General features: G+C 61.6%; 15 protein-coding genes. 8 read left to right on the forward strand and 7 right to left on the reverse strand.

From position 1 onward, the window contains the following. Positions 1–90: 90 nt before the first annotated feature. The 6 genes from ACJ8J5_RS07930 to ACJ8J5_RS07955 are packed head-to-tail and all read right to left on the reverse strand — an operon-like array spanning position 91 to position 5,815. Positions 91–861: a 3-hydroxybutyrate dehydrogenase gene (locus tag ACJ8J5_RS07930; protein WP_173888193.1), complete on the reverse strand. Its 771-nt coding sequence runs from the start codon at positions 859–861 to the stop codon at positions 91–93. Between the two features lie 12 nt (positions 862–873). Next, a complete protein-coding gene (locus tag ACJ8J5_RS07935) occupies positions 874–2,265 on the reverse strand; it encodes a GntP family permease (RefSeq protein WP_033652826.1) in 1,392 nt (463 codons plus the stop codon). Positions 2,266–2,310: 45 nt separating this feature from the next. Next, positions 2,311–3,234, reverse strand: a complete 924-nt coding sequence (locus ACJ8J5_RS07940; RefSeq protein ID WP_414104717.1) for a 3-hydroxyacyl-CoA dehydrogenase family protein — start codon at positions 3,232–3,234, stop codon at positions 2,311–2,313. An 18-nt stretch (positions 3,235–3,252) separates the two neighbouring features. Beyond that, on the reverse strand, positions 3,253–4,437 hold the full coding sequence (locus ACJ8J5_RS07945) for an acetyl-CoA C-acetyltransferase (RefSeq protein ID WP_197781091.1): 1,185 nt from the start codon (positions 4,435–4,437) through the stop codon (positions 3,253–3,255). A 14-nt stretch (positions 4,438–4,451) separates the two neighbouring features. Then, positions 4,452–5,105, reverse strand: coding sequence for a CoA transferase subunit B (locus ACJ8J5_RS07950; RefSeq protein ID WP_019453268.1), 654 nt, complete (start codon positions 5,103–5,105; stop codon positions 4,452–4,454). Positions 5,106–5,116: 11 nt separating this feature from the next. After that, entirely contained in the window at positions 5,117–5,815 is a 699-nt protein-coding gene (locus ACJ8J5_RS07955) for a CoA transferase subunit A (RefSeq protein ID WP_004933280.1), read from the reverse strand. A 168-nt stretch (positions 5,816–5,983) separates the two neighbouring features. On the opposite strand from ACJ8J5_RS07955, the gene ACJ8J5_RS07960 reads away from it, so the two are divergent. The 4 genes from ACJ8J5_RS07960 (at position 5,984) to ACJ8J5_RS07975 (ending at position 8,804) form a co-directional block, all read left to right on the forward strand. Continuing rightward, a complete protein-coding gene (locus ACJ8J5_RS07960; RefSeq protein WP_265536297.1) occupies positions 5,984–6,883 on the forward strand; it encodes a LysR family transcriptional regulator in 900 nt (299 codons plus the stop codon). A 108-nt stretch (positions 6,884–6,991) separates the two neighbouring features. Then, positions 6,992–7,996, forward strand: coding sequence for a hypothetical protein (locus ACJ8J5_RS07965; RefSeq protein WP_072626665.1), 1,005 nt, complete (start codon positions 6,992–6,994; stop codon positions 7,994–7,996). Continuing rightward, entirely contained in the window at positions 7,996–8,385 is a 390-nt protein-coding gene (locus ACJ8J5_RS07970; RefSeq protein WP_414104716.1) for a hypothetical protein, read from the forward strand. Before ACJ8J5_RS07965 ends, ACJ8J5_RS07970 begins: the two co-directional genes overlap by 1 nt. Positions 8,386–8,639: 254 nt before the next feature. Continuing rightward, entirely contained in the window at positions 8,640–8,804 is a 165-nt protein-coding gene (locus tag ACJ8J5_RS07975) for a hypothetical protein (RefSeq protein WP_414104715.1), read from the forward strand. Positions 8,805–9,203: 399 nt separating this feature from the next. Here ACJ8J5_RS07975 and ACJ8J5_RS07980 read toward each other — a convergent pair whose 3' ends face one another. Then, complete coding sequence (locus tag ACJ8J5_RS07980; protein ID WP_033638833.1) at positions 9,204–9,521, reverse strand: hypothetical protein; 318 nt, start codon at positions 9,519–9,521, stop codon at positions 9,204–9,206. A 236-nt stretch (positions 9,522–9,757) separates the two neighbouring features. Between ACJ8J5_RS07980 and ACJ8J5_RS07985 the strand changes: the two genes are divergently transcribed. The 4 genes from ACJ8J5_RS07985 (at position 9,758) to ACJ8J5_RS08000 (ending at position 13,277) form a co-directional block, all read left to right on the forward strand. Then, positions 9,758–11,128 carry a glutamine synthetase family protein gene (locus tag ACJ8J5_RS07985; protein ID WP_334274024.1) on the forward strand — a complete coding sequence of 457 codons (1,371 nt, stop codon included), beginning with the start codon at positions 9,758–9,760 and terminating at the stop codon, positions 11,126–11,128. 32 nt (positions 11,129–11,160) lie between these two features. Beyond that, positions 11,161–11,571, forward strand: a complete 411-nt coding sequence (locus ACJ8J5_RS07990) for a GNAT family N-acetyltransferase (RefSeq protein WP_043136244.1) — start codon at positions 11,161–11,163, stop codon at positions 11,569–11,571. Positions 11,572–11,584: 13 nt separating this feature from the next. Further along, the gene (locus tag ACJ8J5_RS07995; RefSeq protein WP_414104714.1) at positions 11,585–12,274 is read left to right on the forward strand and encodes a trehalose-6-phosphate synthase; all 690 of its coding nucleotides are present in this window, start codon (positions 11,585–11,587) and stop codon (positions 12,272–12,274) included. A gap of 484 nt (positions 12,275–12,758) precedes the next feature. Continuing rightward, complete coding sequence (locus ACJ8J5_RS08000) at positions 12,759–13,277, forward strand: ABC transporter permease subunit (RefSeq protein WP_442520475.1); 519 nt, start codon at positions 12,759–12,761, stop codon at positions 13,275–13,277. Positions 13,278–13,303: the final 26 nt, after the last annotated feature.

The raw sequence follows: 13,303 nt of genomic DNA on the forward strand, positions 1-13,303 counted from the left end.
ATTGCCGCAGGTAAACCGTCACGCAGGGGAATTAACTAAAGGCGGGAAATAACGACGGAGCGCGTTGCGCGCTCCGGGAGAGAGAATTCACTACTGCGCCAGCCAGCCGCCGTCCATGTTCCAGGCGGCGCCGCGCACCTGCGCCGCCGCATCACTGCACAGGAACAGCGCCAGCTCGCCGAGCTGCTCAGGCGTGACGAACGCTTGCGAAGGCTGCTTCTCCGCCAACAGCTCATCGCGCGCCTGCTGCGGATCGGCCCCGGCGGCAATGCGTTTGTCGATCTGCTGCTGCACCAGCGGCGTCAGCACCCAGCCGGGGCAGATGGCGTTGCAGGTGACGGGCGTGCGCGCGGTCTCCAGCGCCAGCGTCTTGGTCAGCCCCACCACGCCGTGCTTGGCCGCCACATAGGCCGACTTGTCTTTCGACGCCACCAGCCCGTGCACCGACGCCACGTTGATGATGCGCCCCCAGTTGCGCTCGCGCATCCCCGGCAGCGCCAATCGGCAGGTGTGGAACACCGCCGACAGGTTGATGGCGAGGATGGCGTTCCATTTCTCCACCGGGAACTGATCCAACGGCGCCACGTGCTGAATGCCGGCGTTGTTCACCAGAATGTCCACGCCGCCGAACTCGCGTTCGGCATAGTGCATCATGTCCGCTATCTGGCCCGCATCGCCGAGATCGGCGCCGTGATATCCCGGCACGGCGCCCAGCTGCGCGACCTGCGCTTGCGCCTGCTCCACGTCACCGAAGCCGTTGAGGATCACGCGTGCGCCGGCGGCGGCCAACACGGATGCTATCCCGAGGCCGATGCCGCTGGTCGAGCCGGTCACCAGCGCGGTTTTGCCTTGTACACTCATGGTATCGCTCCTTTAAACAATGCCGGTCAGGTAGAACACGCCGATCACGAACAGCACCGCGGCGCTCTTGATCAGGGTGATGGCGAAGATGCCGCCATAGGCCTGCCGGTGGCTAAGGCCGGTGATCGCCAGCAGGGTGATCACCGCGCCGTTGTGCGGCAAGGTGTCCATGCCGCCGCTGGCCATCGAGGCCACCCGGTGCAGCACCTCCAGCGGAATGTGTGCCGCATGGGCGGCGGCCACGAAGTTATCGGCCATCGCCGCCAGCGCGATGCTCATGCCGCCGGAGGCCGAACCGGTGATGCCGGCCAGCAGGGTGACGCTGATCGCTTCGTTCAGCAGCGGGTTGGGGATCGCCGACAGCGCCTGCGACAGCACCAAAAAGCCCGGCAGCGCGGCGATCACCGCGCCGAAGCCGTATTCGGAGGCGGTGTTCATCGCCGCCAGGATCGCGCCGCCTACCGCCGTCTTGCTGCCTTCCGCCAGCCGGCCGCGAATATTGCGAAAGCCGAACACCACCACCAGCAGAATACCCGACACCAGCGCCGCTTCCACCGCCCAGATGGCGGTGATCTTCGCCACGTCGGTGGTGATCGGCTTGGCCAGCCCCGGCAGCGTCAGCTCGTGGCTGGCGCCGTACCACTGCGGGATCCAATGGGTGAAGCCAAGGTTGAATACCCCGACCAAAATCAACGGCAGGATGGCGATCAGCGGATTCGGCAGGTTGATGTCGTCCGGGGTTTCCGGCTCGTTCAGCAGATCGGTGCCGTACCCTTCTCCCTTCAGCTGCGCCTTGCGCCGCTGGCGTTCAAGATACAGCAGACCGACCGCGATGATGAACAGCGAGCCGATCAACCCCAGCCAGGGCGCGGCCCAGGCATTGGTGCCGAAGAAACTGGTCGGGATGATGTTTTGGATCTGCGGCGTGCCGGGCAAGGCGTCCATGGTGAAGGAGAAGGCGCCGAGCGCTACGGTGGCCGGGATCAGCCGCTTGGGGATACCACTCTGGCGGAACAGCTCGGCGGCGAACGGATAGACCGCGAACGCCACCACGAACAGCGAAACCCCGCCGTAGGTCAGCAGCGCGCACACCAGCACGATCACCGGAATGGCGTGACGCCGGCCGAGAATGCGGATCGCCGCCGCGACGATCGAACGGGAGAAGCCGGACAGCTCGATCAGCTTGCCGAACACCGCCCCCAGCAGGAACACCGGGAAGTAGAGCTTCACGAAGCCGACCATCTTCTCCATAAACAGCCCGGTGAAGGTCGGCGCCACCGCGCCGGGATCGGTCAACAGCACCGCGCCCAGCGCGGCGATCGGGGCGAACAAAATCACGCTGTAGCCGCGATAGGCGGCCAGCATCAGTAATCCCAGTGCTGCCAGGGCAATCAAAACGCTCATCGGACACCTCGCTATCGTTGTTATTGTCAGGTACGGAGTGCGAAATTACGGTTTCAGCGCAAAGCGCAGCTGATGCGCCCGTCGCCGTTGAATGCGTTCCCTGCGGGCTTCATCCCAAAGATAAAATCCCCGGCCGCTGCGCTGACCGGTATCGCCGCGCTGCAGCCGCTGTTCCACCAGCGCCATCATCTCGTCGCCGGTCGCCAGTTCCGGGAACAGGTGGCGAGCGATGTCCGCCACCGTCGCCAACCCGGTCATGTCGGCGGCCTCCAGCGGGCCGACCATGGCGTAGCGCCGCCCCAGCGAGGCGCGCATCACCTGATCCACCACCTCGGCGCTGGCGATGCCGCTGTGGACGATGTGCAGCGCCTCGCGCAGCACCGCAAACTGCAGCCGGTTGCCGACAAACCCCGGCGCGGCGCGCTCCAGCAGCACCGCCTCCAGCGCCATCCCGCCGAGCAGCGCCTGCACCGCCGCCAGATGGCGCGGATCGGTGGCGCGGCCGGGCACGATCTCCACCAGCGGGATCAGGTGCGGCGGGTGCCAGAAGTGGGCGATCAGCAGGCGCTGCGGATGGGTCATGCGCGCCGCCAACTCGTCCGGCGGCAGGCCGCTGGTGTTGCTGGCAATCACCGCGTCGTCGGCGATCAGCCCTTCCAACTGCTCATACAGCGCGTGCTTCAGCTCGAGCCGTTCCGGGATCGCCTCGATAAGCAGCCGGACGCGCGCCACGTCATTCAGATCGCCGGTCACGCGCAGGCGCGCCAGCGCCGCGTCGCGCTCACCGCGATCAAACTGCCCGACGTCGCTCAGCTCGGCCAGAATGCCGCTCGCTACCGCCGGCGCTTCCGCCAGGCGCTGCGGATCCGGGTCATACAGCAGCACCTCATGGCCGTGGCGGATAAAGTGGGTGGCGATACCCACCCCCATCAGCCCGGCGCCCAGTACCGCATAGTCAGATGACTGCATGGTGCCCTCCTCGGTTGTTTACGGGCGCTCTACCGCCAGCGCCACGCCCTGCCCGCCGCCGATGCACAGCATCGCCAGCCCCTTGTTCACCTCGCGGCGCTGCATTTCGTACAGCAGCGACACCAAAATGCGGCAGCCGGACGCGCCGATCGGATGCCCCAGCGCGATCGCCCCACCATTGACGTTGACCCGCTCTGCCTCCCAGCCCAGTTCTTTGCCCACCGCCAGCGCCTGCGCGGCGAAGGCTTCGTTGGCTTCGATCAGATCGACGTCCTCCAGCCGCCAGCCGGCTTTCTCCAGGCAGCGGCGTGCGGCCGGCGCCGGGCCGATGCCCATGATCGCCGGATCGACGCCCGACGAGGCGTAACCGGCGATGCGCGCCAGCACCGGCAAACGCAGCGCTGCGGCTTTTTCCGCGCTCATCAGCAGCACCACGGCGGCGCCGTCGTTGAGCGACGAGGCGTTGCCGGCGGTCACCGTGCCCTCTTTGCGAAACGCCGGGCGCAGCCGCGCCAGCGCCTCCAGGCTGGTGTCGCGCGGCTGTTCGTCGCGCTCTACCCGCAGCGCTTCGCCCTTCGGCTGCGGCACCGTCACCGGCGTGATCTCCTGCGCGAAACGCCCGGCCTGCTGCGCCGCCTGCGCCTTCTGCTGCGAGCGCAGCGCGAACCTGTCTTGTTCTTCTCTGCTGATGGCGTATTTCTCCGCCAGGTTCTCGGCGGTGATGCCCATGTGGTAGTCGTTGAACGCGTCCCACAGGCCATCGTGGATCACGCTGTCCATCATCTGCGCGTGACCGAGGCGCAGGCCGGCGCGCGCGCCAGTCATCAGGTAAGGCGACCGGCTCATGCTCTCCTGGCCGCCGGCGATCACCGCATCGGCGTCACCGCTGCGGATCGCCTGCACCGCCAGATGCACCGCCTTCAAACCGGAGCCGCACACTTTGTTGATGGTCAGCGCCGGCGTCGTAAACGGCAGTCCGGCGTTCAGCGCGGTCTGGCGCGCCGGATTCTGCCCGCAGCCAGCGGTCAGCACCTGGCCGAGGATCACTTCATCGATCTGCTGCGGCGCCACGCCGCTTTGCGCCAGCAGCCCCTGCACCGCCGCCGTGCCCAGTTCCACCGCCGTCAGCGGCGCCAGCGCGCCGTGAAAACTGCCGACCGGCGTGCGCGTCGCCGCCACGATCACCACTTCACGTTGTTGCACATTCACCTCCCGTTTCAGAAACGCATTTCCGGCACTTGCTCCGGCACGATCAGCCGGCCGGCGGTTTTGGCGACAATCTCCGCCACGCTGACGCCGGGCGCGCGTTCGCGCAGCACGAAGGCGCCGTCTTCTATTTCCAGATAGGCCAGATCGGTCAATACTTTGCGGATGCAGTTGGCCCCGGTCAGCGGCAGCGTGCAGCGCGGCAGCAGCTTGGACTCGCCGCCCTTCGAGGCGTGGGTCATCACCACGATGATGTTCTCCGCCCCCGCCACCAGATCCATCGCGCCGCCCATGCCCTTGACCATCTTGCCGGGGATCATCCACGAGGCGATGTTGCCCTCGACGTCCACTTCAAACGCCCCCAGCACGGTCAGATCGACGTGGCCGCCGCGGATCATGGCGAACGACTGCGCCGAATCGAAGATCGACGCGCCGAGGCGCGCGGTGACCGTCTGCTTGCCGGCGTTGATCATGTCGGCGTCCAGCTGCTGCTCGGTCGGGAACTCGCCCATCCCCAGCAGGCCGTTTTCCGACTGCAGCATCACGTCCATGCCCGCCGGCACGTAGTTGGCCACCAGCGTCGGAATGCCGATGCCCAGGTTGACGTAGTAACCGTCCCTCAGCTCTTGCGCCACGCGCTGCGCCATTTGTTCACGGGTAAGCATGCGAATTCTCCTTATGCCCGCAGGGTGCGTTGTTCGATACGCTTCTCGAAGGTGCCCTGGATCAACCGATCGACATAGATGCCGGGGGTGTGGATCGCCGCCGGATCCAGCTCGCCCGGCGCCACGATCTCTTCCACTTCCACCACCGTGATGCGCCCGGCGGTCGCCATCAGCGGATTGAAGTTCTGCGCGGTGTGGCGGTAGATGACGTTGCCGAAGTGATCGGCCTTCCAGCCTTTCACGATGGCGAAATCGCCGGTGATAGCGGTTTCCATGATGTAGGGGCGGCCGTTGAACTCGCGTACCTCTTTGCCTTCGGCGATCGGCGTGCCGTAACCGGTGGCGGTGAAGAACGCCGGGATACCGGCGCCGCCGGCGCGGATCTTCTCCGCCAGCGTGCCCTGCGGCGTGAGATCCACCTCCAGCTCGCCGCTGAGCGCCTGCTGCTCGAACAGCGCGTTTTCACCGACGTAAGATCCCACCACCTTGCGGATCTGATGGGTTTCCAGCAGCCGCCCGAGGCCGAACCCGTCGACGCCGCAGTTGTTGGAAACCACCGTCAACCCGCGCACGCCGCGCCGGCGGATCTCTTCGATCAGATTCTCCGGGATGCCGCACAGGCCAAAGCCGCCCGCCAGCACCGTCATGTTGTCCGTCAGGCCTGCCAGCGCTTCCTGGTAGCTGCCGACGCGTTTGTCGAGCCCTGCCATATCGTTGCCCCTGCATGTTGCGGCGCAGGGCGAAATGCCCTGGCTTACGTGAGGGCATCTTCAGGTCACAAAAATGATTTGTTAATTTTGTTTTTATGCCGCATTCATTTAGAATTTTTATTAATCACTCGTTAACCGACAATTAACAAAGAGTTAACGCCAACCAAAATGAAAATGAGCATCAAACAGTTACGTGCGTTTTTAGCGGTAGCTCACACTCTGAATTTCGCCCAGGCCAGCGAGCGGCTGAATATTTCTCAGCCGGCGCTCAGCCTGGCGATCCGTGGGCTGGAAGACGCGCTGGGCGGGCCGCTGCTGCTGCGCACCACCCGCCGGGTGACGCTGACGCCGGAGGGGGAAACCTTCTTCCCGATGGCGCGCCAGCTGCTGGCGGATTGGGACAACGCGGAAGAGGCGATGCGTCAGCGCTTCACCCTGCAGATGGGCAAGGTGGCGATCGCCGCCATGCCGTCGTTCGCCGGCAACCCGCTGCCGCCGATCCTTAAGGCGTTTCGCGATCGCTATGCCGGCATCAACGTGGCGGTGCATGACGTCATCAACGAGCAGGTGTTTGAAATGATCCGCGAAGGGCGGGTAGAGATGGGCATCGCCTTCGAGCCGGAGCCGAGCGACACCCTGCACTTTACCCCGCTGTGCCGCGATCGCTTTCTGGCGGTGGTGCCGAAGGATTCGGCGCTGGCGCACAAGGCGCAGGTGAGCTGGAAGGAGCTGCTGACGCTGGATTTCATCACCCTGCAGCGGCCATCGGCGGTGCGGCTGCTGCTGGAGCAGGAGCTGGCCCGCAGCGGTCGAACGCTGGAGGTGGCGTTTGAGAGCCACCAGTTGGTGACGGTCGGGCGCATGGTGGCCAACGGCCTCGGCGCCAGCGCGGTGCCTGCGCTGTGCGAGCGACAGATGGATGAGCTGGGGGCGGTCTGCGTGCCGCTGATCGGCCCGATCATCGAACGGCGCGTGGGCCTGATCCGCCTGGCACAGCACCAACTCTCTTCCGCTGCGCAGGCGCTGGCGACGGTGATCGAACGGGAAATGGCGGGGAGTGGCGGGTAAGGCGGCACCAGCATTTTCAGATGATTCTCCGATCGAGAGCGTGAGCCAGAACCTGTTACCACCCTGTAGAAAATGTTAAGTTTCCTAAAAATAAGGAGGCTTTTCGACATGGAACAGAAATCCAGCAGCATCGCACCGGGCTATTGCATCGCCCAACAAACCGGCCCGCTCGCCTTCCACGCCAACTATCTGTTCGGTGGCAAGCCATCCGAAGCGGCACGCTTTTTTATGCAGCTCAATGCCGATACGCCGCTGGTTCAACCGGGGCAAATGCTGATCGTCGCCGATCCGCGCAATCATAACCAATCTACGCAGATCGCCGCCCTGATGCAGGCCAAGAGCCGCACCAGCAAAGCGGTGAAAGCCGGTGACAGCGATTTCTCCACCTTCTTGCACCGCAATTACGCCGCTATCGCCGCCTTCACCAGCTATGGGGAAACGGTCGTCGGGCTGGCTTCGGATGCCGGAGAACGCTACTTCAGCCAGATCAAAAATATCCTGGTCGAGATTGAAAAAACCTACCAAAATCAGTTCCGCACGAGTGGCGCGTTGATTGGCACCCAGTTTCAGGTGGAACGAGCGCGGCTGTTCGGTACATTAAAACCGTTACTGAATCGCCTTACTCGTGCTCAACTCAATATGAAAGAGTATGCGCAAATCAAACACGCGCTAGGGCTCTCCAGTAAATCGCTGGTGCATGAATGGAGCACCGCCGGCGTCGGCGCCATCAAGGGTTATTCGAACTACGTCGACAGCGCCAGCCGGGCGGCCAAGTTTATGAAAGCCGGCGGCTGGATCGGCATCGGATTGAGTGGGCTGAATACCACCAACGACGTCTACAACGCCTGCACCACCGGTCGCGAACAGGAGTGCGCCAAGATCGCGGTGAAGGGATACAGTCATTTTGCGGCAAGTACTGCGGCGGGGATTTGGGGGGGTGAAGGCGGTGCGATGTTAGCAATGACGGCTTGTAGTATCGTCTTAGGCGCCTCCACGTTTGGTACCGGTATTTTAGCTTGTGGTATAGCAGGCGCTGCTCTGGGTGGCGCAGCTGGCAGTTGGGGTGGCGGTGCAGCCGCCGACAGCATTACTGGTTTCATTTTTGGTGAATAATGAAAATCGCTATCGTCCTGTTCTTCACTCTGACATTGATTAGCGCCCTGGTGCAATACCTTTACTATCGGCGCTATAAAGACGAATTTTCTGAATTCTATCAACGTTATGTGCAAAGCGCCCATCCCTTGCCTCCATTCGTCATCTTCGCGGATAACCTTGGTTTGCTCGGTGTATCTATCAAAGCGCAATGGTTCCGTTGGATATTGAATGGCAGAAAAATAAAGATAGGGAAAAACGCTTTTCTGAGCCCAAAAACCTACGAATTCGTGAATGAAAACACATCTCAACGCCTCAAAAACTGGCTCCGAAAAGACTTCATCTTAAGCGTGCTGAAAATGGGGTGTTTGGCGTTGATGTGTATCTTTGCTTTTTTAAGCAAGGCATAACGCCCCTTGAACCTTAGCCGGGGGCTTATGAAAACAGCATCACTTATTGCAGCCGTGCTGCTCTTAGTTTGTTGGCTTGCTCAATATATTTACTCTCGTCGCTATAAACGCGAGTTTGATGTTTTTATCAACGCTATACCCAACAGGGCCACTTTGTCCCTGCTCACGTCGCAATTGCCGATGGCCTTGGCTCTTTAGGTACTTCCATCAAAGTCCAATGGTTCAGATGGATCCTTTGCGGCAAGAAAATCAAGGTGAAGAAAAACCAATATCTTCCCGCCAAGACCTATGAATTTGTTCGTCTTTCATCATCTGAACGCTTGCAGACCTGGATGAAAAACAACGGCACGCTTTTGGCGCTGGAAGGCGAGCTCTTCATCATGGCATTGATCTTTATGATGATAGCGAGAATATCGTGATTCAGGCTACTCAATGAAAACCCTTGTCATATTATGATTAACGCTGCTGGTTTTAAGCGCCTTCATTCAGTTCATTGGCTACCGGCGCCATAAAAAAGAGTTTGACGCGTTCTATCAGCGTTACGCCGGCAGCGGACATTTTATTCCGCCCTACGTCGCCTTTGCCGACGGCCTCGGTATGCTAGGTACCTCATTGAAGGCACAGTGGCTTCTTTGGATCCTGAAGAGGAAAAAAATCAAAATTAGGGATCAGGTTTGGCTCGATGCGAAAACCTACGATTTCGTGCAAAAAACCGCATCTCCTGAGCTACAAAAGTGGCTAGCGATGGATTTTATACTCTTGCTCATAGAGGCCATTATTATCACCGTGGGTTATATTTTTATTTATCTCATCAAACATCAAGGTTGAGCAGACGCGTTGCTCCCCTCCACCGCCTGCACCGCCGCCTTCTGCGTGGCGCGCTGATATAAGCACAGCTCCCTGCCCGGCTGGTTTTTCATAAACGGCTGCGGGTAGCGCCCACCGATAAACAGCGCCGAATAGCCGACGTCATCGCCGTAGTGAATAATCTCCCCTTCCACCCTGGCGTTTTTTAGCCCGCTGGCTTTCAGGCAGGCGGCGCGCATCGCCCGTTCGCTCTCGGCCCACGCCTGTGGGGAAGACGCGGTGGCGTGGAACGCGGCCAGCGCGGCGATAAGCAGCCCTATTCTCTTCATCGTTACCTCTCCTTCTACGGCCCATCTCGCCAGTATAGACCGTACCGACCCGGCCAACCCGCCGCGCTCTTTACGGCATTTTTATTCCGCGCCCCGTTAACGTTACGGCGTTTTTACAGACAGTTTTTGCCGCCGCAGATACCCTTTTCACATCGCCGCTATGGCCTCACAAGAGAGTTGTCTCATGCGTTTATCCCTGCCTCTGGCCGTGACCGGTCTTCGTTCTGGAGCGCGCCATGCATGCTAATATCATCGGCTTCAATCCTCTGCTGGCGGAGCTGCCCGCATCGCCGACGCGCACCTTCCGCAAAGAGCTGGAACACTACCTGCAGCGCTATCCGGATACCGAACAGTTGGATATTTATCTGCACGATCTGAACGGCCAGCTGCGCGGCAAGCGCCTGCCGATCGCCGAAGCCTTTGGGCTGGAAAAAGGCTGCTACTTCCCGCTGTCGATCTACGCCCTGGATCTGCACGGCCGGGTGATTGAAGAAAGCGGGCTGGGGCAACGGGCGGGCGAGCCGGATCGGCTGTGCCTGCCGGTGCCCGGCACGCTGCGCCCCTGCGCGCGCGATCCCGAACGCCACGCCCAGCTGCTGCTGACGATGCAAAACGCCGACGGCGGCGCCTGCGAGCTGGAGCCGCGCGTGGTGCTGCAACGGGTGCTGAAGCGCCTGCACGAGCGCAACTGCTTCCCGGTGGTGGCGGCCGAACTGGAGTTCTACCTGCAGGATCCGCAGCATCCCGCCGAGGCGGAAACCTGCCCAACGCAGAGCTTCGCGGTGGATGCGCCCGAGCGCCACCATGCACTGCTGAGCGACATCGAACGGCACGCGCGGCTGCAGAGCCTGCCGTTGACCGGCGTGGTGGCCGAAGCCGCCTCCGGCCAATACGAGCTGAATCTGCATCACAGCCGGCGCGTGCTGGAAGCCTGCGACCAGATCATGGCGCTGAAACGCCTGACGCGGCAGATTGCCGAGCAGCATCACCAGCACGCCTGCTTTATGGCCAAGCCCTGCGCCCATGCCGCCGGCAGCGGGCTGCATTTCCATATCAGCTTGCAGGACGAGCACGGCGAGAACCTGCTGACCGGCGCGCCGGGCGAACTGAGCGATAACATGCAGCAGGCGATGGCGGGCATGCTGGCGCTGATGCCGGCATCGATGGCGATCCTGGCGCCCAACATCAACGCGTTTCGCCGCTTCCGCCCCGGCATGCACGTGCCGCTGCGCGCCTCCTGGGGCCACAACAACCGCACGGTGGCGCTGCGCCTGCCCTGCGCCGACAGCGCCAACCAGCGTATCGAATACCGCCTGGCCGGCGCCGACGCCAACCCTTATCTGGCGCTGGCGGTGATGCTCGGCGGCCTGTTGCACGGGCTGGAACACCCGCTGCCGCTGCCGCCCGCCGCCAACGGCTGCGAGAGCGATAACGCCGCGCCCTTGCCGCTCGGCCAGCAGGAGGCGCTGGCGCTGTTCCGCCACAGCGATCCGCTGCGTGAGCTGCTCGGCCCGGCGTTCTGTACCCTGTGGCACACCTGCAAAAGCGCCGAGCTGCGCCGCTTCGAGGAACAGGTCACCGCCGCCGAACTCGGCTGGATGCTGTAACCGACCTCCGATTCGTTAACCTAAGGATAATCATGAACATGCAACCGCAACGGGCGTCCGTGCAGCCGCTGCTCTGCTGGCGCAAAGGCGTTTTTCATATCAGCACCGATCGGCAGTTGTTGGATATCGACGCGATCCAGCGTTTCCTCAGCCTGCAGGATCGGGCGGCGGCGGAGCGCCTGGTACACCACGGCCTGTGCTTCGGGCTATACCGCAAGCGCCACCTGCTCGGTTTCGCCCGCATGGTGACCGACTACGCCACCTTCGCCTCGGTGAGCGAACTGTTCGTCAGCGCCGAGTACCGCGGCGTCGGGCTGGGAAGCTGGCTGACGCGCTGCTGCCTGGCGCACCCGGCTTTGCGCGGCCTGCGCGTCACGCTGCCCGCTCTGCAAGCGCCCTGGCGCGCCGATGGTTCGGCGCACGCCCTGCGTGCCCTTCACTGATAAGGAGACCCTCATGTCTCGTTTGGTGCTGATTTCCAACAAGCAGTGCGACGGCAAGGATCTAGCCTGCGCCGGCCAGACGCTGGCGGCCGACGCCGAACCGGGGCTGTGGCTCGGCTGGAACGGCGACGTGCAGAATTTCGCGCAGCGCCCGATCAGTTGCCGCCAACGTGCCGGTTACGATCAGGTGACCTTCCCGCTGTCGATCGAAGAGTTCCTCCGCCACTATCAGGGCTACTACCACGACGGCCTGTGGCCGGTGTTCCACAACCAGCCGGAGAAGGCGCACTTCACGCCGGAAAACTACCGCGCCTACCGGCAGCTGAATCACCGTTTCGCCGATATCGCCTGCGAACACCTGTGCCCGGGCGACATCGTCTGCATCGACGACTACCAGCTGCTGCCCTGCGCGCAGGCGCTGAAGGAACAGGGGCTGCTGAACGCCTGCGCGTTCTTCTTCCACCTGCCGTTTCCGTCGGCGGCGCTGCTGCGGCGCATCCCGGAACATCGCCAGCTGATCGCGTCGCTGCTGTTCTACGATTTGATCGGTTTTACCACCACCGACGATCGCAACGCCTTTCTCAGCTGCCTGGCGGGCGAATTCCCGCTGGAGATGCTGCCCGACGATCAGATCCAGGCCAACGGGCATCTGTTCGCCACCGGCATTTTCCCCGCCGGCATCAACGGCAGGCAGGTTTATTGATTTACGGCGGTGCGCCCCCTTCGGGCGCGCCGTTTTATTTCGCCGTGATTTATTTTCACCGTATTTACCGCCATCAAAATAGGTTATTTTATTTTCTGAATATAGCGATTAAAAAATGAATATTCATCCTGTTACATATCAACCGTAAAAACCCTACGCCGCCAATTGCTTTTTATTAGCAAAACACATTACCCTCTCCGGGCCATATTTAAACCGAGGAGGGCCCTATGGGCGATGAAAGTTTTAGTTTTATGCTAATGCTATTGGGCACCTTTCAGTAATGCCATCCACGTTGCATTCTGAAAGATACGGAATGCGGCAACCGCTCTCCTTCTGACGGCCTTTCCCGCTCTGCCTGCCCGCCCATCGCCCCGCTGCGAAAACAACGTCTGTCTCAACCGCTACAGCGGTATTTATCTGGTGTCGCCGGGCCTATTACCCGAGCGGCGACGGATTTCTTATGGGAAAAATAAGGTATTGCGTTATGCAAAATAACCGGGGTACATCTATTTTCAGAAAGTCTTATTTAAATGACTTTATCGTTATCGCCATCGGCGTTTTCTTCATTGCCTTTTTTATTCGCGCGTGGGGCGACATGCACGGCGACTTCAATGAACAAAACGTCTCTGCCATTAGTCTCGATGCCTGGAACCTGCTTTATTATTCGCTCAGAACCAGCATGCGTTTTCTCCTCGGCATGGCCTGGTCGCTGCTGTTTTCTGTGGTGTTCGCCGTGCTGGCCGCGCGCTATGCGCCGCTGCGCCGGGTGATCCTGCCCTTCGTCAACTTTATGGAGTCGGTGCCGCTGGTGGGGTTCCTGACCTTCACGACCGTGTACTTTCTCAACCTCTACCCGCACAGCGTGATGGGGCTGGAGTGCACCGCCATCTTCGCGGTGTTTACCGGCCAGGCCTGGAACATGATGCTGACGCTGTATCAGACGCTGCGCATCGTGCCCAAGGAGCTGGATGAAGCCGCCCGCAGCTTCAATTACAACCCGTGACAACGCTTCTGGCGGCTGGAATTCAT

It is taken from the genome of Serratia sp. CY43202 (assembly GCF_052168755.1).
In the GTDB taxonomy this organism is placed as follows: Bacteria; Pseudomonadota; Gammaproteobacteria; order Enterobacterales; family Enterobacteriaceae; genus Serratia; species Serratia bockelmannii.

What these genes read in the sequence shown, in the direction of transcription:
- ACJ8J5_RS07965 (WP_072626665.1), top strand. Translation starts at nt 6,992, where the DNA reads ATGGAACAGAAATCCAGCAGCATCGCACCGGGCTATTGCATCGCCCAA.
- ACJ8J5_RS07990 (WP_043136244.1), top strand. Translation starts at nt 11,161, where the DNA reads ATGAACATGCAACCGCAACGGGCGTCCGTGCAGCCGCTGCTCTGCTGG.
- ACJ8J5_RS07960 (WP_265536297.1), top strand. Translation starts at nt 5,984, where the DNA reads ATGAAAATGAGCATCAAACAGTTACGTGCGTTTTTAGCGGTAGCTCAC.
- ACJ8J5_RS08000 (WP_442520475.1), top strand. Translation starts at nt 12,759, where the DNA reads ATGCAAAATAACCGGGGTACATCTATTTTCAGAAAGTCTTATTTAAAT.
- ACJ8J5_RS07985 (WP_334274024.1), top strand. Translation starts at nt 9,758, where the DNA reads ATGCATGCTAATATCATCGGCTTCAATCCTCTGCTGGCGGAGCTGCCC.
- ACJ8J5_RS07980 (WP_033638833.1), bottom strand. Translation starts at nt 9,521, where the DNA reads ATGAAGAGAATAGGGCTGCTTATCGCCGCGCTGGCCGCGTTCCACGCC.
- ACJ8J5_RS07935 (WP_033652826.1), bottom strand. Translation starts at nt 2,265, where the DNA reads ATGAGCGTTTTGATTGCCCTGGCAGCACTGGGATTACTGATGCTGGCC.
- ACJ8J5_RS07995 (WP_414104714.1), top strand. Translation starts at nt 11,585, where the DNA reads ATGTCTCGTTTGGTGCTGATTTCCAACAAGCAGTGCGACGGCAAGGAT.
- ACJ8J5_RS07950 (WP_019453268.1), bottom strand. Translation starts at nt 5,105, where the DNA reads ATGCTTACCCGTGAACAAATGGCGCAGCGCGTGGCGCAAGAGCTGAGG.
- ACJ8J5_RS07940 (WP_414104717.1), bottom strand. Translation starts at nt 3,234, where the DNA reads ATGCAGTCATCTGACTATGCGGTACTGGGCGCCGGGCTGATGGGGGTG.
- ACJ8J5_RS07970 (WP_414104716.1), top strand. Translation starts at nt 7,996, where the DNA reads ATGAAAATCGCTATCGTCCTGTTCTTCACTCTGACATTGATTAGCGCC.
- ACJ8J5_RS07930 (WP_173888193.1), bottom strand. Translation starts at nt 861, where the DNA reads ATGAGTGTACAAGGCAAAACCGCGCTGGTGACCGGCTCGACCAGCGGC.
- ACJ8J5_RS07955 (WP_004933280.1), bottom strand. Translation starts at nt 5,815, where the DNA reads ATGGCAGGGCTCGACAAACGCGTCGGCAGCTACCAGGAAGCGCTGGCA.